The organism is Stappia sp. BW2 (assembly GCF_008107695.1).
GTDB lineage: Bacteria > Pseudomonadota > Alphaproteobacteria > Rhizobiales > Stappiaceae > Roseibium.
Window position 1 is genome coordinate 1 of sequence record NZ_VIRG01000053.1, and the last position, 25487, is coordinate 25487.

The following is a 25487-nucleotide window of genomic DNA, read 5'->3' on the forward strand; positions in this document are numbered from 1 at the left end:
TTTCGGCCGACTCCTGCGGCCCGGATTTCTGTCTCATCTTCGCTCCCTTGGCGGGCTACGATGTGCCAGAAATCCTCCTTAGGCAATTTCGCCGATATGTCTCATGGTTGCTGACGGGGAACAAGCGGCAGTCCGTCCGCGATGCACTGGAGTACGAGGCATTGGCCATATAAGGCCGGACAAGTCCGCTGATGAATCAGCGAGTTGCGGCTTCAACCCAAGAAAACAAACGACCATGCCAACAAAACACCGGACCGACAGGTCTGCCATGTACTGTGGGATCTGGTTTAGCGATTTCGGCTTTGTAGCCGTGTACCGCCTGATGCATGATTTGGCCGCGGGCCCTACAAACCTGGTCACAGGGAACTTGGAGCGGGAACTCGGCAAGGGCAAGAGATCCGCTTGACCGCACCAGCATTTTCTAACCATCTTTCGTGAGGCACGACTAAGAATGATCACTTCCCTGACCCCAGACCATATAGCGCCGCCGGCCAGTCACTACACTCACGGGTTCTATATCGCGCCGGGCGCTGCCTTGATGATGCTTTCCGGGCAACTGGGTGAGCGGCCGGATGGCACCTGCCCGGACAACGTCAACGCACAGGCCCGGATCGCTTGGTCAAACGCGCTTGCGATCCTGGACCAGAAAGGGTTCGGAATTGAGAATGTCGTCAAAGTCATCAGCTTCATAGTCGGGGAGGAAAACATCCCGGGATATGTCGAAGTGCATCGCGAGGTCGTTGGTGAACACCGGCCACCCTGGACACTGGTTGTTGTCCCGGCCCTTGGGCGGCGGCAGTACAAGGTCGAAGTTGATATTACTGCGGCTGGATGATCTGACTGCTCGACATATGTGGATGCCCATTGTTCCGATACCAGTGAAGGTCTGCCGACGGGTGCATCTAGTGGAAACATCTGTTTCGACAGCGCCGATTAAACAACGGCAATCCAGAACACTGACTTCATATCCGCATCATCAAACGCGGGCTTCGTCTGCAGTGTCGGCGTCTGATTGCCAGCTGTCGTCGCAGATGCAACGAATGGCTGCTTGGAGCCCGAGCTGCCCATTCGACAGAGCGCAGCGAAGGTCAGCTTTTCATGGCTTGGCCATAAATGCGGCTCGGATAGCGGCCTTCATGGCTTCGTGAGGCCCTTGGTCTTTCGGCTTGCTGGATCTCATAACCAGCTTGGAGGCAGGGGTGTTTCCGAAGCCCAATGCCTCGTTCACCACTGATAAACCTGCGTGAAGCGATGAGCGGCCGAGCAGACCCACTCCGATCCCAGCTTCTACTGCTGCAATCACTCCAGAGACGCTTTGGCTGGAGTAGACAACGCGATATGGCTGTGCACGGGCTCGCAATGAAATGACTGCCACGTCTCGCCACCAGCAGGCATGATCGAACAAGGCCACCGGAAGGCATTCATCGATCTGAAAATTCCGGTGCGCCGACGACACCCAACAAGTCGGGTCTTCATAAAGAATCTCCTCGTGGCTGGACGGGTGTTCGACCTCATACACCGCAAGGTCTAGCGAACCCTTGTCGAGGGCTTCGGGAAAGCTTGTGCTCAAGGCGCAGGTGACATCCAATTCGACTTTCGGGTGATGGCGGGTAAAAGTCGCAATGATCTCTGCGAGTTTGGTTCGCCCGTGATCGTCGGGTATCCCCAATCGTAGCTTCCCGCTTACAGTGTTCTGGGAAATCTCTCGCAGTGCCGCGTCGAGACGGGCCATCACCTCCTGAGCGACAGGAAAGAGCTTTCGCCCCGTGTCGCTCAGGGCCACCCCGCGACCGTGCCGGTCAAAGACTGGCTGACCCAGGATCGCTTCGAGACGTTTGATCTGAAGACTCGTGGCAGACTGGGACCGATGAATGCGAGCTGCTCCGTCCGTCACGCTTCCGGCCTCAGCCACGGCGACAAAGGTTCGGAGAAGATCGCTATCCAGATTATCCATCTATTTTCCCAATATCCGAAATCGAAACTATGCGTTTTACAGATGTCTTGTGCCGCAGTATTTTTCAAGGTCAGAGGAGTATCCCATGTCCGATCAGACCGCTGCCCACCGACCATCCAACCGGAAACCCCTTGCATGGGGCGTGTCTCTGCTGCTGTTGGCAGGCGTCGGACTTGCCTGGCCGGAACACGCCGAACCCGCCGCAAGGTTCGTCGTATGGGGTCTAATTGCCGTTGCTCCCATCGTCATTCCGGGCATCGTTCTTGCAGCCTGGATCATCGCCAGCGACGCTGATACCCACATCGCTGGCGCATTCGAGGGCAGGACGCTCAGAACGGTTTTGGCCGCGTCGTTGATCGGAGCCATCACGCCTGTCTGCGGTGTGACTGTGCTGCCCTTGATGGCCGGATTGCTGGCAGCGGGCGTGCCACTCGCTCCGATCATGGCGTTCTGGCTGTCCTCCCCGATAACGGACCCGGCGATGCTCGCGACAACCGCCGCAACTCTGGGTCTGAGCTTCGCGATTGGCAAGACGCTCGCAGCGTTCGGTTTGGGCCTGTTCGGTGGCGCGATCACCGGCCTTATCGCCAAGAAACCTTGGGCAATGAACGCGCTTCGAGATAACCGTCTTGCGCGTCAACTGAGTGCTGCACGATGCGGCGAGGATGAACCATTCGAACCTTGGGTTTGGCGGTCCGAGACGCGCCGGAGATCGTTCAGCAGACAGTTCTGGGCGACCACTCTGCTGATCCTGATCTGCCTGATCCCGGCATTTGCCGCCGAGTATGCCCTGAACGCCGCACTGACACCTGGGACACTGGCAGCCTATGTTGGCGAAGACAAATGGTGGGCCATACCGGCCGCTGTCTTCGTGGGCGCTCCAGCCTATATCGACGGGTACGCCGCGCTCCCGCTTGCGCGAGGGTTGATGGACAACGGCATGTCCGAAGGCGCGGCGATGGCCTTCCTGGTCTCGGGCGGCGTGGTCAGCATTTGGGGCGCGATGGCCATCGCTCCGGTTCTCAAACTAAAACCGTTCATGCTTTATCTGCTGCTTGCGATCCTTGGGTCGCTCGGAGCGGGGTATGTCTTCGGATGGGCCGTCTGAGGTTGAATGTGATCGGTAAGCAGACATTCAGCCAACGGCAGCAAGGTCCGCATTGCCGGCGTCTGGTAGCCAGCCGCCTTCGCAGATGCAACGGATGGCGGGTTCAGCGGGCTGCATCGCAGCATCCTATCAGCAGGTGAATGGCAGGTTCGGGCCGTTTGTGTCGACCAGGCACCAGCCAAGGTCCGGATCGGGATGCTGCGCCGCCGCAAGTCCGCTTAGAGCCCCAAGCGGACGTGTAGTCCTCATTTTGCATCGCGGATTTAACCGTAGAGTAAGCTGGTTGCAATCTATTGGCGAAATGTTTGCCAGATTGCTGAAGGCGAATTCAAAACTCTTCAACGTCCTCCTGGCCGTATCGGGGGCGGGGTCGCTGATTGCCTACGTTCTTTTATATTTCTTCGTGCTCAGTCCGTTCACTTGGTTTGTGTGGATCTTTCTGGCCTTGCCGGCCCTTCTGCTATTTTGGGCTCCGCCGCTGTTCTTTTTACTTGTTGTATATTGGCTGGTATCGAGGCCGTTTATGCGTCTGCCTCGCTGGGGTCGCAGGATCATCGGCCTGCTTCTGACACTTGTCCTTATAATCGCGGTTCCGCGATGGGTTAAATTTCATTTTGTAGAACAGGCGCGTGACCTTGTGTCCGGTGATAATAAACTTCAGCCGCAGCCCATTAAACCGGAAATCCTGGCGTTAGTGGTAGCCAGCCGATTGATGCTAAAGTCAGCAGTCTTCGCGGTTGTGGAGACTTTTGTCTACGGGTTCTGCTAAACGATGTTGCAGACGGTGTTGCACTATTCACAACGCGCGTGCTGCCGAAAACTCCCAATCTTTCTTCCCGCGGAAAGCTCTATCGACTGGTCCAGCAAGAAGATTGTCCCAAGGTTCGAATTTCCGAGGCACGCTGGATCCAAATCAGGGGCGAGCCACGGCGGCATCGTTTCAAGAATGAAGAATTGGTCCAACGCGCGGCGAATGAAGGATTTTGCATTGTCACTGAGGAAATCACCCTGTCCCAGGCCGACGTCGTCATTAGTAATGGCCTAGTGAAACAGGGCCTGGAGAATTCAGAAGTTGGCTTCAACCTACTTGCAGACACGATTTCAGCAAAGCGGACTCAACTGCACGTGAGAACCAACGGCATTTTGCGCGAGGCATACCGTGCAACAGATGTGACCGCTCAATTGCCCACAACTCCCCTTATTTTAGCATTCAATATGAATGAGGTGACTTATGGGTACAGATGGAAGCCGGGCTTCCTTCGTGCCGAGAGGAGATTGGCAGGGTCCCACAACGCCGGCCTCAGCAAGTTCCTAACAACCACGCTGGGGCTAGATTTGCGACTGACCGAACTCAATCAACCCTAGTATCAAATCTAAATTTGCCATACTCCGAAACTCCGGTTCCAGACGAGGTTAAGCTAATTCTGCAATTGGCTGGACGTCCGTTTTGTCCGCGCTGCCGACCTTGCCGAATTACCTGGTTGAGCAGTTGCGGCGAATGTCTCCTTCGACTGGCCGCACCGCAGCGAAGTGGAACCGGACGAGCGGCAGCTCCGGGCCGAAAGCTACAAAAGTCTTGCTCTATTTGAGTGTCCGCTTCAACGACTGTGCGGAAAAACCGTCATTCCCCTTCCCCAAAGGAGCCCCCCCTTCAAATCTCCGTCCGCATCCGGTAACCCGGGGCGAAGATGAGGCGGACGTGGGTGATGGGCAGGGGGCCGGTCCAGGTGATGCGTTCCATGGCGAAGAGGGCCGCGCCCGTGGTGGCATCCAGTTTGCGGGACAGGGTCTTGTCGGCATTGACGGCGAAGAAGGAAATGTCGCCGTGGCTGTAGGGCGCGTTGTGGACCAGCCATTCGTTGGCGCTGACGTCCTCGAACGTCATGTCGCGGGCCGCGGGGGCCGCTTCCAGATTTATGTAGCGTTCCTCGAAGACATAGGGCCGGTTATCGGCAAAGTGCAGCGTCTTCAGAAACAGAACGTCCGCGCCGAGGCTGACCTGGAACGCGCCGTGCAACATCGGCGGCAGGGGCCGGAAGTCCCTTTCCAGAAGGCTGTGCCGGTAGGTGCGGCCAAGGGCTTCGACTTCCTCACGCAGGATCGGGATGGTAAGTGTTGCCCGCTGGGGCGGGTTGAGCGCGACCCGCGTTCCCGCCCGGCGCTTGCGCACCACAAGGCCGCTTTCGGCCAGATCCCTGAGGGCGCGGTTGACGGTGGTGCGGGCGCAGCCGAACTCTTCCGCAAGATCGGCCTCATGGGGGATCTGCTCCCCCGGCTGCCAGATCCGGTCATGGATCCTGCGAAGAAGTTCCTCGCGTATCCCCGTCCAGGAATTTGTGTCCGCCAGCGCCAAGTCGTCTTATCCGTTCAAGTCGTTCTTCAAGGCCGTTTGTCGAAGCCGTTGTTCAGAGCCGTTTACAAAGCCCTTTTCAAAGCCTGGCGCGCAACGAGGCCATGGTGGCCCGGTATTTCGCGCGGATGGCGTTGCCTTTTACATGGTTTCCGCCGGAAACAACATGCCGGCCGGCAGACCACACGTCCGTGACCATCCGGTCATCACCGGCAAAAATCCAGGCATCCAGAATTTCGTCGCCGTCCCGGCCTTCCAGATCGATGGCCGTGCCATCCAGCGCGACGAGATCGGCCAGCGCGCCTTCCGTAACCTTGCCTGCGGCACGCCCCGCCGCCTGCGCACCGCCGGCGACCACGCCGTCGAACAGCACACGCCCGGTGGATTTTTCCTTCGTGGCGACAGAGGCCCGGCAGGTGTCGCGCAGCCGCTGGGAATATTCCAGCGTGCGCAGCTCTTCCGATAGCGCGATGCGGATGTTGGAATCCGAGCCAATGCCGAAGCGACCGCCCGCCGCCAGATAGTCGACACCATCGAAGATGCCGTCGCCAAGGCTGGATTCGGTGATCGGACACAGGCCCGCAATGGCGCCGGTCGCCGCAAGGCCTGCGGTCTCGCTGGAGGTCATCTGCGTGCAGTGGATCAGGCACCAGTTTTCAGACACCGCGTGGTTGGCCAGCAACCATTCCACCGGCCGCTGCCCCGTCGCCTTCAGAACCTCGTCCACTTCCGGGATCTGCTCGGCAAGATGCATGTGCAGCGGATTGCCACCGGCAAGGGCAACGGCGTTCTTCAGGCCGTCCGCGTCCACCGCGCGCAGCGAATGCGGGGCAACGCCAATGACCGCATCATCCGGCAGGGCCTTGAGCGCCTGGGACGCAAGCGCGTGCAGTTTCTGGAAGCGGTCGAAATCATTGCCGAAGCGGATCTGCCCGGCCGCCAGCGGCCGCCCGTCGCAACCGCCGAACTGGTAAAAGACCGGCAGATGGGTGAGGCCGATGCCGGTGTCGCTGGCGGCCGCCATGATGCGTTCCGACATTTCCGCCAGATTGGCGTAGGGCGCCCCGCCCGGCTGGTGGTGCAGATAGTGGAACTCGCCAACGGCGGCATAGCCCGCCTCCAGCATTTCCATCTGCACGAAGGCGGCAATCGCTTCCACATCTTCCGGTGTCAGGGCATCGAGAAAGCGGAACATGATCTGGCGCCAGGTCCAGAAACTGTCGCGGCTTTCGCTGCCGCGCCGCTCGCTCATGCCGGCCATGGCCCGCTGAAAGGCATGGCTGTGCAGGTTGACGGGCGCCGGCAGAAGAATGCCAACGCGCTCGCCCTCCGGCCGGGCCTCTCTTTCAACGGTGGCGATGCGGCCGTCCGGGCCGACCCTGACGGCGACATTTTCCGCCCAGCCATCGGCCAGAAGCGCCTTTTCCGCAAAAACCGTCGCGCCCGAAACTGTCGACATGCCGTCTTTTCCTCCGTTGACACGTTAATATGTGCATGCATATTATCTTATAACGCAATCTAATCAAGCCGGAGATGGACGTGCTCAAACGCCTCCTCACAAACGCCAGGCTGGCGACGCTCACCGCGAACGGAGCGCCCTACGGCCTGATTGAAGACGGTGCGCTGGTCACAGAGGGCGGCCGGATTGCCTGGATCGGCAAGGCCGCCGATCTGCCGTCCCACTACACATCGCTCAACGCCGATGATCTTGACGGACGGCTGGTAACCCCGGGGCTGATCGACTGTCACACCCATGTTGTTTTCGGCGGCGACCGGGCGCGCGAATTCGAAATGCGCCTTGAGGGCGCCAGCTATGAAGAAGTTGCCCGCGCCGGCGGCGGCATCGTTTCCACGGTCAAGGCAACGCGGGCAGCCAGCGAAAAGCAGCTTCTGGAAGCCGCCCTGCCCCGTGTTGATGCGCTGATTGCCGAGGGCGTGACCGCCATCGAGATCAAGTCCGGCTATGGCCTCGACCGGGAAACCGAGCTGCGCATGCTGCGCGCCGCCCGCAAGATCGGCAAGCTGCGCCCGATCACCGTCAAGACCAGCTTTCTGGGCGCTCATGCCATTCCGGCCGAATACAAGGACAAGGCCGACACCTATCTGGAAAAGATCTGCCTGCCCGCTCTGGAAGCCGCACATGCCGAAGGTCTGGTGGATGCCGTCGACGGGTTTTGCGAAGGCATCGCCTTTTCGCCGGAACAAATCGGCAAGGTGTTCGACAAGGCAAAAGAGATCGGCCTGCCGGTGAAGCTGCACGCAGAGCAGCTCTCCAACCTGAACGGCGCGGCGTTGGCCGCCTCCTACAGCGCGCTATCCGCCGACCACCTGGAATATCTGGACGAAGCCGGTGTCAAGGCAATGGCCGAAAGCGGTTCCGTCGCGGTGCTTTTGCCCGGTGCGTTCTATACCTTGCGCGAAACACAATACCCGCCGCTGGATCTTTTGCGCCAGCACAAGGTGCCTGTCGCGCTGGCAACGGACTGCAATCCGGGGTCATCCCCCCTCACCTCGCTGCTGCTGACCATGAACATGGGCTGCACCTTGTTCCGCATGACACCGGAAGAAGCGCTGGCCGGTGTCACCCGCGAAGCTGCCAGGGCGCTTGGTCTGGGTGACCAGGGCACGCTGGCCCCCGGCAACCGGGCGGATCTGGCAGTGTGGAACGTCACCCACCCGGCGGAGCTTTCCTATCGGATCGGCTTCAACTCTCTCTTCAAACGCATTTTCGGAGGCTCTGAATGAGCGCCCTCACCCTGACGCCCGGTGCCGTGACCCTGGCGGATCTGGAACGCATCTACCGCGAAGAACTGCCGGTGCGCATCGACCGGGCGGCGGAAGCCGCGATCAATCTTGCCTCCGAGCGTGTTGCCAAGGCCGCACAGGGCGGCGACGCGGTTTACGGCGTCAACACCGGCTTCGGCAAGCTTGCCAGCGTGAAGATCGCCCCGGAAGACACGGCAACCCTGCAGCGGAACCTGATCCTTTCCCATTGCTGCGGCGTTGGCGAACCGCTCGACAGAACCACCACGCGCCTGATGATGGTGCTGAAGCTCATGTCGCTGGGCCGCGGCGCGTCTGGTGTGCGCTTTGATGTGATGAAGCTGATCGAGGCGTGCCTGGCAAAGAACGTCACGCCGATGGTACCCTCGCAAGGGTCTGTCGGCGCATCCGGCGATCTGGCCCCGCTGGCCCACATGACCGCCGTCCTGATCGGCGAAGGCGAAGCCGACTTCGGCGGCACCCGCATGCCCGGCGGCGAAGCCCTTGCCAAAGCCGGTCTTAAACCGGTGGTGCTTGGCCCCAAGGAGGGCCTCGGCCTGATCAACGGCACGCAGTTTTCGACCGCCTGCGCGCTCACCGGCCTCTTCGACGCCTGGCGTCTGGCCGAAGCGACCCTGATGACGGCAAGCCTTTCCACCGACGCCATCATGGGTTCGACGGCGCCGCTCCTGCCGGAAATCCACGAACTGCGCGGCCATCGCGGCCAGATCGAAGTGGCAAGGGCCATGCGCGCCATCATGGATGGCTCGGAAATCCGTGAAAGCCACCGCGAAGGCGACACCCGCGTGCAGGACCCCTACTGCATCCGCTGCCAGCCCCAGGTGGCCGGCGCCTGTGTCGATCTGCTGCGCATGGCCGCCCGCACGCTGGAGATCGAGGCCAATGCGGCGACCGACAACCCGCTGGTGCTGATCGATGCCGACCGGATCGTCTCCGGTGGCAACTTCCACGCCGAGCCGGTTGCCTTCGCCGCCGACCAGATTGCGCTGTCCATTGCCGAACTCGGCGCGATTTCCCAGCGCCGCGTCGCGCTGATGGTCGACCCCACCCTGTCGTTTGACCTGCCGCCGTTCCTCGCCAAGGACCCGGGCCTGAACTCCGGCATGATGATTGCCGAAGTCACCACCGCCGCCCTGATGAGCGAGAACAAGCATCTGGCCAATCCGTGCTCGACGGACTCCACCCCGACCAGCGCCAACCAGGAAGACCATGTCTCCATGGCCGCCCACGGCGCCCGCCGCCTTGCACGCATGAACGCCAACCTCAGCCAGATCCTGGGGGTTGAGCTGCTGTGTGCCGCAGAAGGCATCGAGCACCGCGCCCCGCTGAAGACCAGCGCCTCGCTGCAGACCGTGGTGGACAGCCTCCGCGGTATCGTTCCCTCGCTGGAAAAGGACCGCTACATGGCGCCGGACCTTGAAACCGCGGCCGGCCTGATCCGCAGCCGCGAGCTGGTTTCGGCAATCTCAGCCGGCCACATGATCACGCTGGGAGACGCCCATGCAGCCGGTTGATGTCATTCGCGGAGACAGCCCGGTCGTTCTCGGCGTGCCCCACGCGGGCACCTTCGTGCCGGACGACATCAAGGCCCGTTTCAACAACACCGGCCTGAAGCTGGCCGACACCGACTGGCATGTGGACCGGCTCTATTCCGGCCTGCTGCCCGGCGCGACCATGGTGAAGGCCAACTTCCACCGCTACGTGATCGACGCCAATCGCGACCCGAAGGGTGTCAGCCTTTATCCGGGCCAGAACACCACGACCCTTTGCCCGACGACCGATTTCGACGGCCGCCCGCTCTACCACCCCGGCATGGAGCCTGAGGCGGACGACATCGAAGCCCGGCGGCTTGCCTGGCACGCCCCGTACCACGCCGCCCTTCTGGCGGAAATGGAACGGGTGCGGGCAAAACACGGCGTCGCCATCTTGTGCGACTGCCACTCGATCCGCTCTGTCGTGCCGTTCCTGTTTGAAGGCACGCTGCCGGATTTCAACACCGGCACCAACAACGGAACGACCTGCGCCCGCGCGATTGAGGCTGCCGTTGTCGGCTGCACGCAAGCAGCGGAAGGCTACACGTCGATCCTCAACGGCCGCTTCAAGGGTGGCTGGACGACACGGCACTACGGCCAGCCGGCCGAAGGCTTTCACGCCATACAGATGGAGCTCGCCCAGAAGACCCATCTTGCCACCGAAGACACGCCCTTTGCCTATGACGAGGCCAGGGCCGACCGGCTTCGGGTCCATCTCAGAAAGATTCTGAGCGCACTGGAAACCCTTGCGCCGACCTTGTTCCAGAACAACACCCAGGGAGCGAACAATGACTGATCGCCGCCACAACGCCCGCGACGTATTCCCGCCCACCGGCACCGAACTCAACACCAAGTCGTGGCTGACCGAAGCCCCGCTGCGCATGCTGATGAACAACCTTCATCCGGATGTGGCGGAAAACCCGCATGAGCTGGTCGTCTACGGCGGCATCGGCCGCGCCGCGCGCACCTGGGACGACTTCGACCGCATCGTCGCAAGCCTCAAGACCCTTGAGGAAGACGAGACGCTGCTGGTCCAGTCCGGCAAGCCTGTCGGTGTTTTCCGGACCCACAAGGACGCCCCGCGTGTTCTGATCGCCAATTCCAACCTGGTGCCGAACTGGGCCAACTGGGACCATTTCCACGAGCTGGATAAGAAGGGCCTGGCCATGTACGGCCAGATGACCGCCGGGTCCTGGATCTATATCGGCACCCAGGGCATCGTGCAGGGCACCTATGAAACCTTCATGGAAGCCGGCCGCCAGCACTATGAAGGCAACCTGAAGGGCCGCTGGATCCTGACCGGCGGTCTCGGCGGCATGGGCGGCGCCCAGCCGCTTGCCGCCGTCATGGCAGGCGCCTGCTGCCTTGCAGTGGAGTGCGACGAGAAAAGCGCCGACTTCCGCCTGCGCACCCGCTATGTCGATGAAAAGACCCACTCTCTCGACGAGGCCCTGGCGCTGATCGACCGCTGGACAAAGGCGGGTGAAGCCAAGTCCGTCGCCCTGATCGGCAACGCCGCTGATGTGTTCTCCGAGTTGGTGAAGCGCGGCGTGAAGCCGGACATCGTCACAGACCAGACCTCCGCCCACGACCCGGTCAACGGCTACCTGCCACAGGGCTGGACCGTCGCCGAATGGCGTGCCAAGGCCGAGACCGATCCGAAGGCCGTCGAAAAGGCCGCGCGCGCATCCATGAAGGTGCATGTCGCTGCCATGGTCGATTTCTGGAATATGGGTGTGCCGACGCTGGACTATGGCAACAACATCCGTCAGGTGGCCAAGGAAGAAGGCCTGGAAAACGCCTTCGCCTTCCCGGGCTTCGTTCCGGCCTACATCCGCCCGCTGTTCTGCCGCGGCATCGGCCCGTTCCGCTGGTGCGCGCTTTCCGGCGATCCGGAGGACATCTACAAGACCGACGCCAAGGTGAAGGAACTCATCCCGGACGACGAGCACCTGCACAACTGGCTGGACATGGCGCGCGAGCGTATTGCCTTCCAGGGCCTGCCGGCACGCATCTGCTGGGTTGGCCTCGGCCAGCGCCACCGTCTGGGCCTTGCCTTCAACGAAATGGTCCGCGACGGCGAGCTGAAAGCCCCGATCGTGATCGGCCGCGACCACCTCGACAGTGGCTCGGTCGCTTCGCCCAACCGCGAGACCGAAGCCATGAAGGACGGCTCGGACGCCGTGTCCGACTGGCCGCTTCTGAACGCCCTGCTCAACACCGCGTCCGGTGCGACCTGGGTGTCGCTCCACCATGGCGGCGGCGTCGGCATGGGCTTTTCCCAGCACTCCGGCATGGTCATCTGCTGCGACGGCACGGAAGACGCCGACCGGCGGATTGGCCGGGTGCTCTGGAACGATCCGGCAACGGGCGTGATGCGTCACGCGGATGCCGGTTATGAGATCGCGCTCGACTGCGCGAAAGAACAGGGGCTCAACCTGCCGGCCATACTGGGTCATCCTGCGTCCTGACGGACGCAGAAAGATGACCCGGCAACGAAAGTGCGATCAAGCACGGCGAGATGCTCCGATCCTTGAACCTTACAGAGAGGTAACACCATGAAGAGACGCGATTTTCTGAAAGCCGGTGCCACCGGCACGGCCGCCGTTGCAGCCTCCACCCTGGCTGCACCTGCCATTGCGCAGGATGTGCAGCAATGGCGCATGGTCACCGCATGGCCGAAGAACCTGCCCGGCCCGGGCGTCGCCGCCCAGATGCTGGCAGACCGCATCACCGCGCTCTCTGCAGGCCGCATCGAGGTGAAACTCTTTGCAGCCGGCGAAATCGTTCCGGGCAATGGCGTGTTCGATGCAGTCGGTCAGGGCACGGCCGAGCTCTACCACGCGGTTCCCGCCTATTGGGGTTCCAAGTCGAAGGGCATCCTGCTGTTCGGTTCGCAGCCGTTCGGTCTGACTGCTCCCGAACAGGCCGGCTGGATGATCCATGGCGGCGGCCAGGCGCTCTATGACGAGATCTACGCCCGATTCAACCTGAAACCGTTCCTGTGCGGCAACTCCGGTCCGCAGTGGGCCGGCTGGTTCCGCAACGAGATCAACAGCGTTGACGACCTGAAGGGCCTGAAGTTCCGCTCCACGGGTCTGGCTTCCGAAATGTGCTCCAAGCTCGGCATGGCGGTTCAGGCCATGAGCGGCCCGGCCATGTTCCAGGCGCTCCAGTCCGGCGCACTGGATGCCGGCGAGTTCATCGGCCCCTGGACCGACAGCGCACTCGGCTACTACCAGATCGCCAAGAACTACTATTGGCCGGGTGTCGGCGAGCCGTCTTCGGCAGAAGAATGTGCCGTCAACCTGGAAGCCTACAACGCTCTGCCGGCCGACCTGCAGGAAGCCGTGCAGCGTGCCTGCGCCAGCCTCTACAATGATGTTCTGACGGAATACAACACCAAGCATGCCCAGGCGCTGACACAGCTGGTCAACGATCATGGCGTGATGGTGAGAAAGCTTCCGGACGAGGTCATGGTTGCCATGGGCAATGCCGCCGGTGAAGTCATCGCCGACCTGCGTGTGGACGAAGACGAACTGGTGCAGCGTATCACCGAAAGCTTCCTCGCCTACCGCAAGCTTATGCGCGAATACATGCCTTATGCCGACAACGGCCAGATGAACGCGCGCTTGCTCGACTACAGGTACGACTGATCGGGGCGGCGTCGCACATCGGGGAAATCCGTTTCCCCGATGTGCCGGCGTTTCATCGCCCTGTCTTTCGCCTGAGGGGAACCAGTGGCCTGTCTGACAGATCGGCACCTTGTTCCGGCACGCGTGGCCGAACCTTCGAGACAGCGCTTCGCGCTTCCTCAGGATGAGGCTCTGGGTGGGGATGGGGATGGGTCTTCCTCGTGACTTGGCAAATGGACAAATCACGTTGCCCCTGCTTTCGTCATCCAATGGCTCGACCATGGGATCTATTCCGTTTCCTCTCCACCCCTGAGGTCGTTTCTAGGTAACGGCATGGTTTGCAGGGTCGAGCCCTGCAATGACGAATATCCGAGAGGTTTGAAACTGCGGAGAGGCCAGGAGGTTTGAAGGCGCCTATCAATGCCCCCCACTTGTCATCCCGGACGGAGCGAAGCGCAGATCCGGGATCCAGTACACCGCAGCCGAGCGGTGTTCAGCATTGGGGTCAACGGTTACTGGTTCCCCGCCTTCGCGGGGATGACAATAACAGAGACTTCGACACCTTACCCCGCAGGCGGCAGAGGGGCCGCAAGCGGATCGAGAAAGCAGGACAGATTGCGATGGAAAAACTGGCGGGCGCGCTGGAGCGTGTCAATTCGGTCATAGGCAACACGCTGTGCTGGGCAGCGCTGTTGATGCTGCTGCTGCAATTCGCCATCGTTCTGCTGCGATACGTCTTCGGCTACAGCTTCATCTTCCTCGATGAGGGCGTGCTGTATTTTCATGCGGCGATCTTCATGCTCGGCGCAGGCTACACGTTTCTCGTCAATGCCCATGTCCGGGTCGACATCTTCTATGCCAAGGCCAGCGAGCGCGCGAAGGCGTGGATCGATATCTTCGGTCACCTGTTTCTGCTGACGCCGGCGCTCGTCCTGCTGATCTGGTTTTCCTGGCCCTCCGTGCGCGGCAGCTGGGCCATTCTGGAAGGACCCATTTCCGTTGGCGGCATCCCCGCCTCCTTCCTTTTGAAATCCCTCATTCCCGCCTATTGCGTGCTGCTGCTGATCCAGGGTGTGGCCGCCTTCATCCGCGATGTTCAGAAGCTGAAAGGCGCTGCAGCATGAGCCTGCCTCTCGATCTCATCATGTTCGGCGCGCTTATCGCCTTCATCCTGATGGGCTATCCGGTTGCCTTCACCATTGCGGGCGTCGCCACGGGATTTGCCCTGCTCGGCTGGATGATGGGCGACTTCAACATCCAGCTGATGGGCGCCATGGGCCAGCGGTTCTTCGGTGTTCTCACCAACCCGGTTCTGACCGCGATCCCTTTATTCGTCCTGATGGGCGTCATTCTGGAAAAGAGCCGCATTGCCGAGGATCTTCTGGAAACCATGGGCCGTCTCTTCGGCCGCATGAGAGGCGGCCTCGGCGTTTCAGTGATGCTGGTTGGCGCCCTGCTCGCAGCTTCCACCGGCATTGTCGGCGCCACCGTTGTTGCCATGGGCCTGATCGCCCTGCCCACGATGCTGCGCAACGGCTATGATCCGAAACTTGCCTCCGGCATGGTCTGTACCGCCGGCACGCTGGGTCAGATCATCCCGCCGTCTACGCTGCTGATCATCCTGGCCGATGTCATGTCCAACGCCTTCCAGCAGGCACAATACGCCCAGGGCAAGTTCACCATCGAGACGATTTCGGTCGGCCAGACCTTTGCCGCCGCCATGATCCCGGGCCTGCTGCTTGTCGCCGTTTATTGTGCCTACATCGTCGGCCGGGCCTACCTGTTCCCAAACGACGCACCGGCCATGACGGAAAACATCGACAAGCCATCCGGACGCGAGATTGCCGCGGCCATCGTACCGCCGATCCTTCTGATCATCGCAGTGCTCGGCTCGATCCTCGGCGGCATCGCCTCGCCCAACGAGGCGGCTTCCGTCGGCGCTGTCGGGGCGATCCTTCTGGCAGGGCGCCGCCTCGGTGTTTCCTCAAGGCTCATCGTGCTGGCAACGGCCGCCCTCCTCACGCTTGCCGTCGCCGCGTCCCTCCTGCCAATCCGCCTGCAGCGCTCCGATATCACCACCGGTGGCTACGTCATTGCAGCGATCTATGCGGGGCTTGCGCTGTTTGCCCTGGGCGTCGTTCTGCACATACTGAAGAAGGCTTTCGCGGACGGGTTGTTGAAAGCCTCGATGCTCTCGACGCTGACTGTCACCTCGATGATCTTCGCCACGATCCTGATGGCCAGCTTCTTCTCGCTGGTGTTCGTCGGTCTTGGCGGGGAAGACCGGGTGCATGACATTCTGCAGGAAATGCCGGGCGGCCCGACAGGCGCGCTGATCTTCGCGATGCTGTTTGTCTTCGTTCTCGGCTTCTTCCTGGATTTCGTCGAGATTTCGGTGATCCTGCTGCCGGTCCTGATCCCGCCGCTGATCCTGATGGGCATCGACCCGATCTGGCTGACGGTGCTGATTGCCATCAACCTGCAGACCTCGTTCCTGACCCCGCCGTTCGGCTTCTCGCTGTTCTATCTGAGAGGCGCGGCCCCGAAGGAAATCACCACCGGTCAGATCTACCGCGGCGTGGTGCCCTTCATCGTCCTGCAGATTGTAGCCGTGGCCATCCTCTGGAGCTTCCCGATGTTCGCGACCTGGCTCCCCGGCTGGCTTTATTAGGAAGTCGGCGCCCCGGTAAAAATCTCGATACCCCCGAAAAGCCGCAGCAGAACCCGCTGCGGCTTTTTTGTGCTTATCTATGTCGTACATGGAGTTTCATTCTTTGACGTTTTACGTTATTTTTTCCCAAAGCTAGGGAGAAATAAAAAGAATGGACAGTTTCTGGGGCGCATTTGCCGGTGCTTTTGGCTTGGTTATCGCGCTGGATCCGGATCTGATGGAGATCATCGGCCTGTCCATGCGGGTCACCCTGACGGCTGTCTTTCTGGCCTGCGTGATCGGCCTGCCCCTCGGCGCTGCGGTCGGCACTTTCAATTTTCCCGGAAGAACGCTTCTGGCCGTCATTCTCAATGCGCTGATGGGCCTTCCGCCTGTCGTGGTCGGGCTGCTCGTCTACCTCGTGCTGTCAGCCTCGGGCCCGCTCGGGCCACTGCGTCTGCTCTATACACCGACAGCCATGATCATCGCGCAGATGGTGCTTGTGACACCGATCGTCGCTGCGCTGACCCGGCAGGTGATTGAAGATCTCAACCGCGAATATTCCGAACAATTCGCCTCGCTCGGCGTCGGTGCCTTCGACCGGCTGACAGCCATGCTCTGGGATGCCCGTTACAGCCTGCTGACGGTTGCCCTGGCCGGTTTTGGTCGGGCGGTCGCCGAAGTCGGGGCGGTCATCATCGTCGGCGGCAACATCAACCACGTCACCCGCGTGATGACCACCACCATCGCGCTTGAAACCTCCAAGGGCAATCTCCAGCTCGCCCTGGCGCTTGGCGTGATCCTGCTGATGATCGCCTTTGCCGTGAATGCCGGTGTCATGGCCTTGCGTGCCTCAGCCGCGAGGGCCGCCTATGCGTGATGCAGCTTTCGACACTCCGGGCGTCGCCTCCACGATGCCACACGGCCAGGTGGCACACAATCCCTTGCTGGATGTCAGACGTCTCGGGTTTTCGGCAGGCGGCGAAAAGCTGCTGCACGACGTGGACGTCGCCATTCGCCGCGGATCGCGCACCCTTATCATGGGCCCCAACGGCGCCGGCAAGAGCCTGCTGCTGCGGCTCATGCACGGTCTGCTTCAGCCGCAGGAAGGCGCTATCCTGTGGCAAGGCGGCCGAATGGACGCCACGGCCCGGCGCGCCCAGGCCATGGTCTTCCAGCGGCCCGTGCTGCTGCGCCGGTCGGTCATCGCCAATCTCAAGTTCGCCTTGAGCGTTCGCGGCCTGCGTGGCAACGAACGCGCCGAAAAGATCAGGACCGCTTTGGAAACGGCGGGGCTCAGCCACCTTGCACGCCGTCCGGCGCGCGTTCTGTCCGGCGGCGAACAACAGCGTCTGTCTCTGGTGCGCGCGCTCGCCTGTGAACCTGACCTTCTGTTTCTCGACGAACCCACTGCCAATCTCGACCCGGCCTCCACCGCTGCCATCGAAACCCTGATCCTGGAAGCCAATGCCCGCGGCGTCACCATCGTTCTGGTGACCCATGACGCCGGACAGGCAAAACGCCTCGGCGAGGATCTGGTGTTTTTGCAGGACGGCACCGTTGTCGAAACGGGACCCGTCGAAAAAGTGCTGGCCAACCCCAGAAGCGAACCCGTTCGCGCCTGGCGGGACGGCCGGCTTTACCTTGGACCCAACACCCAATCACTCAATAATTATCCTGGGAGAAAAAATTGATCAGAAGAGCATTTCTGGCACTCGCCGCTGCAGTCCTGACGACCGTATTCGTCGGTCAGCCGAGCTTCGCGGAAGACAAATTCATCGTCGTCCAGTCCACCACCTCGACCCAGAATTCGGGTCTGTTCGACTATCTGTTGCCGATTTTCAAGGAAAAGACCGGCATTGAAGTGCGCGTGGTTGCCGTCGGCACAGGCCAGGCCATCAAGAACGCCGCCAATGGCGATGGCGACGTCCTGTTCGTTCATTCCAAACCGTCTGAAGAAAAATTCGTCGCCGACGGTCTCGGCGTCTCGCGCTCCGACGTGATGTACAACGACTTCGTCATTGTCGGCCCGGCTGATGATCCGGCAGGTGTTGCTGGTTCAGAAGATGTCGTTGCGTCCCTGAAGAAAATCGCCGAAGCGAAGGCTCCCTTTGCCTCCCGCGGCGATGACAGCGGCACGCACAAGGCAGAGCGTCGCCTTTGGAAAGCCGCCGGCATCGACCCGACCGAAGGTTCTGGCGACTGGTACCGTGAAACCGGCTCCGGCATGGGCGCAACCCTCAACACCGGCACCGGCATGGGCGCTTATGTCATGACCGACCGCGCCACCTGGATCTCTTTCGGCAACAAGGGCGACTACAAGGTTGCCGTTGAAGGCGACCCGATCCTGTTCAACCAGTACGGCGTCATTCTGGTGAACCCGGAAGTCCATACCCATGTGAAAGCCGACCTCGGTCAGGAGTTCATCGACTGGGTCCTGTCCAAGGAAGGTCAGCAGGCGATCGCCGATTACAAGGTCGACGGCCAGCAACTGTTTTTCCCGAATGCGGACAAGGGTTCGAGCTGAGCCAGCCGGTCAGCTTCCTCATCTCCGAAGTGAGCGGAGCCAGATAGATTTCTGTGTCGCTTTCTCCGCTCAAACTTTCCCCCTTCTCTCGTGAGGAGGGGGATTTTTTTTGACCTTGCCTGTGGCAGAAGAACCTGCCTCAAGGTTCAAGTGTCGCCCTGGCACTTGCGACGCTCCCCAGTGTGACCAGCCAAATGTCGGAAGGTTCCTGACTGTTGCCGACTGTCGGATGCGTAAACGCCGGAGGGAGATTCAGGTGCACCTTTCCCTCGAGCAAACCCCGCCTTTATCCTCCAGCTTATTCCCCCAGCCGCACGGACGAACTGGTGTTGAAGTCAGCACTGGAGAAGCCCAGGTGCTCCAGGGCCTGGTTGGCACCAATGGCAATCACGATGATGGCGGCAAACGCGATGAGCATGGCTTTCATTGGGTATCTCCTTCGGATGGCGCCGTCGCCGATTTCAGATAGTCGATCAGATCATCGCGGTCTTGCTGTTCGACAATCCGCTGCATCGGCATCTTTGAGCCGGGAATATAGTGGTCCGGTCCGTCGAGGAAAAGCTGATCGATCGTCGTTTCCGACCAGATAATATCAGATCCCGACAAGGTCGCAGAATAAGGGTAGTCCGGCACTGTGCCCGCACGCCGGCCGAAGACGTTGTGCAGCGTGGGCCCGGCCTTGCGCGCCGTATCGCCGGTCAGTGCATGGCAAATGGAGCACTTCCTCGCGAATTGCCGTTCGCCGTTGGACATCTCTTCCGGCTTCTTCAGGAATTTCGGTGTCTCGGTTGCCATAGGATCGAACGTGGCAAGCTCTGCCAGAGGCCAGGAATAGACGATGTTCTCGATGCCGCCCGCATGCAACACATCGCCATCTTTGGAAAAGGCAAGTGCCCAGATCGGCCCCTTCAAGGCTGCGCGGAAATCCGTTTCCAAGGCCCAGGACTGAGTGTTGAACACGGTGATGTAGCCGTGACCGTCGCCGGTCGCGAGACGGGAGCCGTCGGGACTGACCGCCATGGCCAATATCGGGCGGCGTTCGAAGGAGAAGTCTTGCAGCCGCTCGCCCGTTTCAATATCGACGATCCGCGTCACCCCATCCTGTGAGCCATAGGCAAGCCAGCTTTCCCGCTCGCCCTCGCCGCCAACGGCCATGACGTTGATGCCGAAACCGTTGCGATCGATGACCCGTTTTTCACTGCTGCTTGCCAGATCCCAGAGCTTGATCGACCCGTCGACCGAAGCGGAATAAAGCTGCTGCCCGTCTCGTGAAAACGCGACCGCATTCACACCGGCAGTGTGCCCGGCCAGAAAGACCGGTGCGCCACTGTCAACCGGCCACAGGCCGACACGCGCATCCCAGCTCGCACTGGCAATCGTCGTCTTGTCCGGAGAAATCGCAAGTCCCATGATCTTGGCCGTATGCCCTTCCAGGACCTGGTACGAGCCATCGTCGGTGTCCCAGAGGATAAGGTCGTTGTCGTCTCCGCCTGAAACCAGGTGCCCGCCGTCAAGGAACTGGACCACCTTGACCGCCGCCGCATGGCCTTCCAGCCAGCGCGGGGCCCGGTCTGTCCAGATGCCGACAGAATTGTCGAAACTGGCGGTCGCCACCTGCCCGGTCTCAAGTGAGACATCGATGTCCATGATCGGACCGCCATGGCCTTTCAGCGTCTGGAAATCTGCAGCAAACCCCGCCGTTGAAACGCTGAGCGAAAAGGACAGCGCAGACAACAGGCGATGAAGGACCCTCGGTCCCCACTTGCGCAGAGATGGCCATGCCGGAGCGGCCCCGGTCACAAGGCCTGCTCGGCAATCCGGCAGGTTTTCCGTTCCAGCCGACAGTTCTTTCCTGCAGACCGAGCCGACCATCATCTCACATTGGCCTATTCAGCCGGAACCGCTTTGTCACCGCCGGAGTGTTTGGCGGCGGCGAGCTCTTCCGCTTCTTTCATTTCCTCCACCCACAAGCCGTGGTGTTCCTTCGCCCATTGCAGCTCAACCTCGCCGGAGCCCATGGCGTCGAAGGCGCCTTCCATGCCGATGGACCCGATGTAGATATGCGCCAGGATCAGCGCCATCATCAGAAAGGCAACGATCGCGTGCCAGAGCTGCGCGAACTGCATTTCCTCATGTGGTGCAAGTTCGCTCGGCAATGGGCCAAACCCGACCAGCTGAGGCAGGCCGATGGCGTTCAACTTTTCGAAGGTCGCGGCGAACATCGGCATTTCGAAGGGGAACAGCAGAGACAGCCCGGAAACGGAAATCGAAGCGCCCAGCACAATCACACCCCAGAACACCAGCTTCTGGCCAAAGTTGAATTTCTTGGCCGGTGGATGAACGCCTTTCTTGAACAGCCCGCCCCCGACTGCGATCCATTTCAGGTCCGTCTTGTTGGGAATGTTGTGGGCCACCCACATCACGAACACCATGATCAGGCCCAGCATGAAGGCCCAGCCGACGTTGTTGTGAATCCACTTGGAGAAATGCGCGGCAGGTGCGAACGCTTCCTTGCCGATCAACGGGATAATGACAAAGCGCCCGAACAGGGTCAGCAGGCCGGTGATCGCGAGCAGAACGAAGGACCCTGCCACCAACCAGTGCCCGAAACGCTCGATGGCCTTGAAGCGGGTGATGGTGTAGCCGGTCTTTTCGCCGTCGATGCGGATGCGTCCGCGAATGAGATAGAAAAGGGCCAGCAGAACGATGGTCGCGCCCAGCAGCCAGGCACCATAGGTCGCAAGCGGCCCCTTGCGCCATGCCAGCCAGCGCATACCGCCATCCTGCATGAGCACGGTCGCGGCGAAGCCGCCGGACGTTGTGGTCACGTCGGCGGACCCGTATCTCAGCGCCCGCCAGAGCTCCGGATCGGAGACGCCGCCACGCGTGCCGAGCTGCGAGGAGATGGCCGCCGCGTCGTTCGGATCGCCGGTATTGTTGCGGCGGAAGTCATAGTCGACCTTCTCGCCGCGCTGGCGTTTCATGATGTCTTCCAGGGTCTGTGCCCCGCCGGTCGCGGACCGGTCGGCGGACGTATCCTGCGCAAGCCCGGTTCCCAGACCAGCTCCAAGAAGGGTCAGAAGAACAAGCAAAGCCATAGTCACGCGTTTCATGACCGCAAACCTCTTTGTCGATTACAACCGGAGACGAGCGGGGCGGCCTCAAAGCCGCCCCGCTTACGTTTCTTTCAGGCATGCCCCGAGGCGTGATGGACGGTCCGGGTAAACCGGACTGTCCTCACCCTTCAGGATCAGCCGCCTTTCTGGCCGTAAGCAGTGCCCCAGCCCCAGGCGCCCGAGCCGAAGCCGCGAGCCACCACACGTTCACGGTAAATGGCCGACACGACGTCGCCATCGCCCGCGAGCAGGGCCTTGGTGGAGCACATTTCCGCGCAGAGCGGCAATTTGCCTTCCGCGATACGGTTACGGCCGTATTTCGCGAATTCTGCGGTGGAGTTGTTTTCTTCCGGACCGCCGGCACAGAAGGTGCATTTGTCCATCTTGCCGCGCGAACCGAAGTTACCCGCTTGCGGGAACTGCGGAGCGCCGAACGGACAGGCGTAGAAGCAGTAGCCGCAGCCAATGCACAGGTCCTTCGAGTGAAGCACCACACCTTCTTCGCTCTGGTAGAAGCAGTCCACCGGGCACACCGCCATACAGGGTGCGTCCGAGCAGTGCATGCAGGCCACGGAGATCGACCGTTCGCCCGGTTTGCCATCGTTGATGGTTACCACCCGGCGGCGGTTGATGCCCCACGGCACCTCATGCTCGTTCTTGCAGGCCGTGACGCAGGCATTGCATTCAATGCAGCGTTCGGCGTCACAAAGGAACTTTGATCTTGCCATTTGTTGTCCTCCTTACGCTGCCGAGATCTTGCAGAGAGTGGCTTTGGTTTCCTGCATCTGAGTCACCGAGTCATACCCGTAGGTCTGAGCGGTGTTGGTGCTTTCCCCGAGCACATAGGGGTCGGCACCTTTCGGATACTTGGACCTGAGATCCTCGCCCTGGTAATGACCGCCGAAGTGGAACGGCATGAAGGCAACGCCTTCGCCGACACGTTCGGTCACCATTGCCATGACCTTGACCTTGCCGCCTTCCGGGCCTTCGACCCAGACCTGCGCACCGTCCCGCACCCCGAGATTGTTGGCATCCCGCGGATTGATTTCGATGAACATGTTCTGCTGGAGTTCGGCCAGCCACGGGTTCGACCGGGTTTCGTCCCCGCCGCCCTCGTATTCGACCAGACGGCCGGACGTGAGGATGATCGGGAAGTCCTTGGAGAAGTCGTTCTTCTGGATCGACGCATAGAGCGTCGGAACACGCCAGAACGACTTGTCGGCATAGGTCGGATAGTCCGCGACCAGATCCCGCCGGTTGGAGTAGAGCGGCTCGCGGTGCAGCGGCACCGGATCCGGGAAGGTCCACACGACGGCACGGGCCTTTGCGTTGCCGAAAGGCGCGCAGCCGTGCTTGATCGCTACCCGCTGGATGCCGCCGGACAGATCGGTCTTCCAGTTGATCGTGGCCGTCTTCTCGTTGAAGTCGGACGGAACGGAGGTCATCGACTGTTCGCCGACTTCTTCGTTCTTGCCCGATGTCGCATCGCCCTCGCCATCAGCGGCGTTGGCCTGCTCCTGCTTCATCTCCAGGCCGACGATATTCGCCATGACCCGCCGTTCTTCGTCGGTGAGATCTCCATCCCAGCCGAGGTCGACCAGCATCTGCATGGTGAATTCCGGATAGCCATCCTGAATTTCCGCACCCGGATTGGAGACGCCCTCCGCCAGAAGGTTCTGGCCGTCGCGCTCCACACCGAAACGGGCACGGAAGCACAGACCGCCTTCAGCGACCGGCATGGACATGTCGTAGAGGTTGGCGGTGCCCGGATGTTTCATTTCCGGGGTCCCCCAGCACGGCCACGGCATGCCGTAGAACTCGCCGTCGTTCGGCCCGCCAACCGCCCTCAGGGTGGTGCGGTCGAAGGTGTGCTGGTTGGCCATATGGGACTTCAGCCGTTCCGGCGACTGGCCGGTATAGCCGATGGTCCACATGCCGCGGTTGAACTCACGCGTCAGGTCCTCGATGTTCGGCTCCTCGCCGTCCATCGCAATGTTCCGGAAGAGACGGTCGTCGAAACCGAATTTCTTCGCGAACTTGGCCAGAATGACATGGTCCGGCTTGGATTCGAACAGTGGGGCAACCACCTGCTCGCGCCACTGCAGCGAACGGTTGGAGGCGGTCACCGACCCGCGGGTCTCGAACTGGGTCGAGGCCGGCAGAAGGTAACAGCCGTCTGTGCGGTCATGCAGGATGGCCGAAACGGTCGGATAGGGATCGACCACGACCAGAAGGTCGAGCTTTTCCATAGCCTGTTTCATTTCCGGCAGACGGGTCTGGGAGTTCGGGGCATGGCCCCACAGAACCATCGCACGGGTATTGTCCGGCTGCTCCAGGTTGTCCTTGGCTTCCAGCACGCCGTCGATCCAGCGACTGACCGGGATACCCTTCAGGTTCATCATGGCCTTGTCTTTGCCGTCAGCACCCTTGATGGTGCCGAAGCGGCCTTTCAGCCAATCCAGATCTTCTTCCCAGACGCGCGCCCAGTGTGCCCAGGACCCGGCCGTCAGGCCGTAGTAGCCCGGCAGCGTATCGGCGAGAACACCGAGGTCGGTCGCGCCCTGCACGTTGTCGTGTCCACGGAAGATGTTGGTGCCGCCACCGGCGGTGCCCATGTTGCCCAGTGCAAGCTGCAGAATGCAGTAGGCACGGGTGTTGTTGTTGCCGTTGGTGTGCTGGGTACCGCCCATGCACCAGATCACGGTGCCCGGACGGTTGTTGGCAAGCGTCCGCGCCACGCGCTTCACCTGGCTTGCCGGCGCACCGGTCACACGCTCGACTTCCTCGGGCGTCCAGTTGGCAACTTCTTCGCGGATCTGGTCCATGCCCCACACGCGGGTGCGGATGAACTCCTTGTCTTCCCAGCCGTTTTCGAAGATATGCCAGAGAATGCCCCAGACGAGGGCAACGTCCGAACCCGGACGGAAGCGGACATATTCATCGGCATGGGCCGCGGTGCGGGTAAACCGAGGATCGCAGACGATCAGCGGTGCATTGTTCTGTTCCTTGGCGCGCAGCACATGCAGCAGGGAGACGGGGTGTGCCTCCGCCGGATTGCCGCCGATGATGAAGATCGCCTTGGAATTGTGGATGTCGTTGTAGCTGTTGGTCATGGCGCCGTAGCCCCATGTGTTGGCTACGCCGGCAACCGTCGTGGAGTGGCAGATGCGGGCCTGGTGGTCGACGTTATTCGTCCCCCAGTAGCCTGCAAACTTGCGGAACAGGTAAGCCTGCTCGTTGCTGTGCTTGGCAGAGCCGAGCCAGTAGACGCTGTCCGGACCGCTTTCGTCGCGGATCTGCAGCATCTTGTCGCCGATCTCGTTGATCGCCTCGTCCCAACTGATCCGCTTCCACTCGCCGCCTTCCTTTTTCATCGGATATTTGAGGCGGCGCTCGCCATGAGCGTGTTCGCGGACGGAAGCCCCCTTGGCGCAGTGGGCGCCCAGGTTGAACGGGCTGTCCCAACCGGGCTCCTGCCCGACCCAGACACCGTTGGAAACTTCGGCGATGACGGTACAGCCAACCGAACAGTGCGTGCAAATCGATTTAACTGTCTGAACTGCGTCGCCGGTGGATTGTGCCTTGGCTTTGGTGACCGTTCCCCCGGTCACAGTGATGGCCGCCAGGCCACCTGCGGCAAGACCGGATCCCTTGAGGAACGTACGCCGGTCAACCGACTTGTGTGCAGCGTCTTTCAGGATACTTGCACCTTGGGGGCGTCGCGCAACCCCATTGGTCTTTTTCCTAAGCATGTTGCCCTACCTTGCTTGTATCAAATTCTGATACGGCTGGGTTATGTGTGAACCGGCGTCCGGGCGTTTCGCAACCATG

Annotated in this window: 22 protein-coding genes; 14 read left to right on the plus strand and 8 right to left on the minus strand. The window is 61.1% G+C overall.

The window, feature by feature from the left end:
- Positions 1-451: 451 nt before the first annotated feature.
- Positions 452-835, plus strand: coding sequence for a RidA family protein (locus FMN63_RS04345; RefSeq protein ID WP_148582734.1), 384 nt, complete (start codon positions 452-454; stop codon positions 833-835).
- Positions 836-1096: 261 nt separating this feature from the next.
- On the opposite strand, the gene FMN63_RS04350 is transcribed toward FMN63_RS04345, so the two are convergent.
- Entirely contained in the window at positions 1097-1954 is an 858-nt protein-coding gene (locus FMN63_RS04350) for a LysR substrate-binding domain-containing protein (RefSeq protein WP_148582735.1), read from the minus strand.
- 85 nt (positions 1955-2039) lie between these two features.
- Here FMN63_RS04350 and FMN63_RS04355 point away from each other — a divergent pair, with 85 nt between their 5' ends.
- The 3 genes from FMN63_RS04355 (at position 2040) to FMN63_RS04365 (ending at position 4427) form a co-directional block, all read left to right on the plus strand.
- Positions 2040-3062, plus strand: a complete 1023-nt coding sequence (locus FMN63_RS04355; protein ID WP_148582736.1) for a permease — start codon at positions 2040-2042, stop codon at positions 3060-3062.
- 301 nt (positions 3063-3363) lie between these two features.
- Positions 3364-3831, plus strand: a complete 468-nt coding sequence (locus FMN63_RS04360) for a hypothetical protein (RefSeq protein ID WP_148582737.1) — start codon at positions 3364-3366, stop codon at positions 3829-3831.
- A gap of 38 nt (positions 3832-3869) precedes the next feature.
- Positions 3870-4427 (plus strand): hypothetical protein, encoded by a 558-nt coding sequence (locus FMN63_RS04365; RefSeq protein ID WP_148582738.1) that lies wholly within the window; start codon positions 3870-3872, stop codon positions 4425-4427.
- A 286-nt stretch (positions 4428-4713) separates the two neighbouring features.
- Here FMN63_RS04365 and hutC read toward each other — a convergent pair whose 3' ends face one another.
- Both hutC and FMN63_RS04375 read right to left on the minus strand, forming a co-directional pair.
- Positions 4714-5415 carry a histidine utilization transcriptional repressor HutC gene (hutC, locus tag FMN63_RS04370; protein WP_148582739.1) on the minus strand — a complete coding sequence of 234 codons (702 nt, stop codon included), beginning with the start codon at positions 5413-5415 and terminating at the stop codon, positions 4714-4716.
- Positions 5416-5491: 76 nt separating this feature from the next.
- The gene (locus tag FMN63_RS04375) at positions 5492-6871 is read right to left on the minus strand and encodes a formimidoylglutamate deiminase (RefSeq protein ID WP_148582740.1); all 1380 of its coding nucleotides are present in this window, start codon (positions 6869-6871) and stop codon (positions 5492-5494) included.
- 74 nt (positions 6872-6945) lie between these two features.
- Here FMN63_RS04375 and hutI point away from each other — a divergent pair, with 74 nt between their 5' ends.
- The 10 genes from hutI (at position 6946) to FMN63_RS04425 (ending at position 18540) form a co-directional block, all read left to right on the plus strand.
- Positions 6946-8157 carry an imidazolonepropionase gene (gene hutI, locus FMN63_RS04380; protein ID WP_148582741.1) on the plus strand — a complete coding sequence of 404 codons (1212 nt, stop codon included), beginning with the start codon at positions 6946-6948 and terminating at the stop codon, positions 8155-8157.
- Entirely contained in the window at positions 8154-9710 is a 1557-nt protein-coding gene (gene hutH, locus FMN63_RS04385) for a histidine ammonia-lyase (RefSeq protein ID WP_148582742.1), read from the plus strand. Before hutI ends, hutH begins: the two co-directional genes overlap by 4 nt.
- Positions 9697-10524, plus strand: a complete 828-nt coding sequence (gene hutG, locus FMN63_RS04390; RefSeq protein ID WP_148582743.1) for an N-formylglutamate deformylase — start codon at positions 9697-9699, stop codon at positions 10522-10524. Before hutH ends, hutG begins: the two co-directional genes overlap by 14 nt.
- Positions 10517-12199: a urocanate hydratase gene (gene hutU / locus FMN63_RS04395; RefSeq protein WP_148582744.1), complete on the plus strand. Its 1683-nt coding sequence runs from the start codon at positions 10517-10519 to the stop codon at positions 12197-12199. Before hutG ends, hutU begins: the two co-directional genes overlap by 8 nt.
- An 87-nt stretch (positions 12200-12286) precedes the next feature.
- Complete coding sequence (locus tag FMN63_RS04400; protein WP_148582745.1) at positions 12287-13384, plus strand: TRAP transporter substrate-binding protein; 1098 nt, start codon at positions 12287-12289, stop codon at positions 13382-13384.
- A 599-nt stretch (positions 13385-13983) separates the two neighbouring features.
- The gene (locus tag FMN63_RS04405) at positions 13984-14487 is read left to right on the plus strand and encodes a TRAP transporter small permease subunit (protein WP_148582746.1); all 504 of its coding nucleotides are present in this window, start codon (positions 13984-13986) and stop codon (positions 14485-14487) included.
- Positions 14484-16034: a TRAP transporter large permease gene (locus tag FMN63_RS04410; protein ID WP_148582747.1), complete on the plus strand. Its 1551-nt coding sequence runs from the start codon at positions 14484-14486 to the stop codon at positions 16032-16034. Before FMN63_RS04405 ends, FMN63_RS04410 begins: the two co-directional genes overlap by 4 nt.
- 151 nt (positions 16035-16185) lie before the next feature.
- Complete coding sequence (locus FMN63_RS04415) at positions 16186-16893, plus strand: ABC transporter permease (RefSeq protein WP_148582748.1); 708 nt, start codon at positions 16186-16188, stop codon at positions 16891-16893.
- Entirely contained in the window at positions 16886-17707 is an 822-nt protein-coding gene (locus tag FMN63_RS04420) for an ATP-binding cassette domain-containing protein (protein ID WP_148582749.1), read from the plus strand. Before FMN63_RS04415 ends, FMN63_RS04420 begins: the two co-directional genes overlap by 8 nt.
- On the plus strand, positions 17704-18540 hold the full coding sequence (locus tag FMN63_RS04425) for an ABC transporter substrate-binding protein (RefSeq protein ID WP_148582750.1): 837 nt from the start codon (positions 17704-17706) through the stop codon (positions 18538-18540). The genes FMN63_RS04420 and FMN63_RS04425 overlap by 4 nt, the downstream gene beginning before the upstream one ends.
- Before the next feature lie 298 nt (positions 18541-18838).
- On the opposite strand, the gene FMN63_RS29800 is transcribed toward FMN63_RS04425, so the two are convergent.
- The 5 genes from FMN63_RS29800 to FMN63_RS04445 all read right to left on the minus strand — a co-directional run bounded on the left by FMN63_RS29800 (position 18839) and on the right by FMN63_RS04445 (position 25408).
- On the minus strand, positions 18839-18967 hold the full coding sequence (locus FMN63_RS29800; protein ID WP_286192542.1) for a hypothetical protein: 129 nt from the start codon (positions 18965-18967) through the stop codon (positions 18839-18841).
- Complete coding sequence (locus tag FMN63_RS04430; protein ID WP_209000933.1) at positions 18964-20415, minus strand: c-type cytochrome; 1452 nt, start codon at positions 20413-20415, stop codon at positions 18964-18966. The genes FMN63_RS29800 and FMN63_RS04430 overlap by 4 nt, the downstream gene beginning before the upstream one ends.
- A gap of 11 nt (positions 20416-20426) precedes the next feature.
- Positions 20427-21653, minus strand: coding sequence for a formate dehydrogenase subunit gamma (locus FMN63_RS04435; protein ID WP_162854990.1), 1227 nt, complete (start codon positions 21651-21653; stop codon positions 20427-20429).
- Between the two features lie 137 nt (positions 21654-21790).
- On the minus strand, positions 21791-22384 hold the full coding sequence (gene fdh3B, locus FMN63_RS04440; protein WP_148582751.1) for a formate dehydrogenase FDH3 subunit beta: 594 nt from the start codon (positions 22382-22384) through the stop codon (positions 21791-21793).
- A gap of 12 nt (positions 22385-22396) precedes the next feature.
- Positions 22397-25408: a formate dehydrogenase subunit alpha gene (locus tag FMN63_RS04445; RefSeq protein WP_148582752.1), complete on the minus strand. Its 3012-nt coding sequence runs from the start codon at positions 25406-25408 to the stop codon at positions 22397-22399.
- Positions 25409-25487: the final 79 nt, after the last annotated feature.

Bases quoted from the DNA above. Each gene is read 5' to 3' on its own strand.
- FMN63_RS04405 (WP_148582746.1), top strand. From the start codon at position 13,984: ATGGAAAAACTGGCGGGCGCGCTGGAGCGTGTCAATTCGGTCATAGGC.
- hutG (WP_148582743.1), top strand. From the start codon at position 9,697: ATGCAGCCGGTTGATGTCATTCGCGGAGACAGCCCGGTCGTTCTCGGC.
- FMN63_RS04410 (WP_148582747.1), top strand. From the start codon at position 14,484: ATGAGCCTGCCTCTCGATCTCATCATGTTCGGCGCGCTTATCGCCTTC.
- hutU (WP_148582744.1), top strand. From the start codon at position 10,517: ATGACTGATCGCCGCCACAACGCCCGCGACGTATTCCCGCCCACCGGC.
- hutH (WP_148582742.1), top strand. From the start codon at position 8,154: ATGAGCGCCCTCACCCTGACGCCCGGTGCCGTGACCCTGGCGGATCTG.
- hutI (WP_148582741.1), top strand. From the start codon at position 6,946: ATGGACGTGCTCAAACGCCTCCTCACAAACGCCAGGCTGGCGACGCTC.
- FMN63_RS04435 (WP_162854990.1), bottom strand. From the start codon at position 21,653: ATGAAACGCGTGACTATGGCTTTGCTTGTTCTTCTGACCCTTCTTGGA.
- FMN63_RS04420 (WP_148582749.1), top strand. From the start codon at position 16,886: ATGCGTGATGCAGCTTTCGACACTCCGGGCGTCGCCTCCACGATGCCA.
- FMN63_RS04350 (WP_148582735.1), bottom strand. From the start codon at position 1,954: ATGGATAATCTGGATAGCGATCTTCTCCGAACCTTTGTCGCCGTGGCT.
- FMN63_RS04360 (WP_148582737.1), top strand. From the start codon at position 3,364: ATGTTTGCCAGATTGCTGAAGGCGAATTCAAAACTCTTCAACGTCCTC.
- FMN63_RS29800 (WP_286192542.1), bottom strand. From the start codon at position 18,967: ATGAAAGCCATGCTCATCGCGTTTGCCGCCATCATCGTGATTGCCATT.
- FMN63_RS04430 (WP_209000933.1), bottom strand. From the start codon at position 20,415: ATGATGGTCGGCTCGGTCTGCAGGAAAGAACTGTCGGCTGGAACGGAA.
- FMN63_RS04345 (WP_148582734.1), top strand. From the start codon at position 452: ATGATCACTTCCCTGACCCCAGACCATATAGCGCCGCCGGCCAGTCAC.
- FMN63_RS04445 (WP_148582752.1), bottom strand. From the start codon at position 25,408: ATGCTTAGGAAAAAGACCAATGGGGTTGCGCGACGCCCCCAAGGTGCA.
- FMN63_RS04375 (WP_148582740.1), bottom strand. From the start codon at position 6,871: ATGTCGACAGTTTCGGGCGCGACGGTTTTTGCGGAAAAGGCGCTTCTG.
- FMN63_RS04400 (WP_148582745.1), top strand. From the start codon at position 12,287: ATGAAGAGACGCGATTTTCTGAAAGCCGGTGCCACCGGCACGGCCGCC.
- fdh3B (WP_148582751.1), bottom strand. From the start codon at position 22,384: ATGGCAAGATCAAAGTTCCTTTGTGACGCCGAACGCTGCATTGAATGC.
- FMN63_RS04355 (WP_148582736.1), top strand. From the start codon at position 2,040: ATGTCCGATCAGACCGCTGCCCACCGACCATCCAACCGGAAACCCCTT.
- FMN63_RS04415 (WP_148582748.1), top strand. From the start codon at position 16,186: ATGGACAGTTTCTGGGGCGCATTTGCCGGTGCTTTTGGCTTGGTTATC.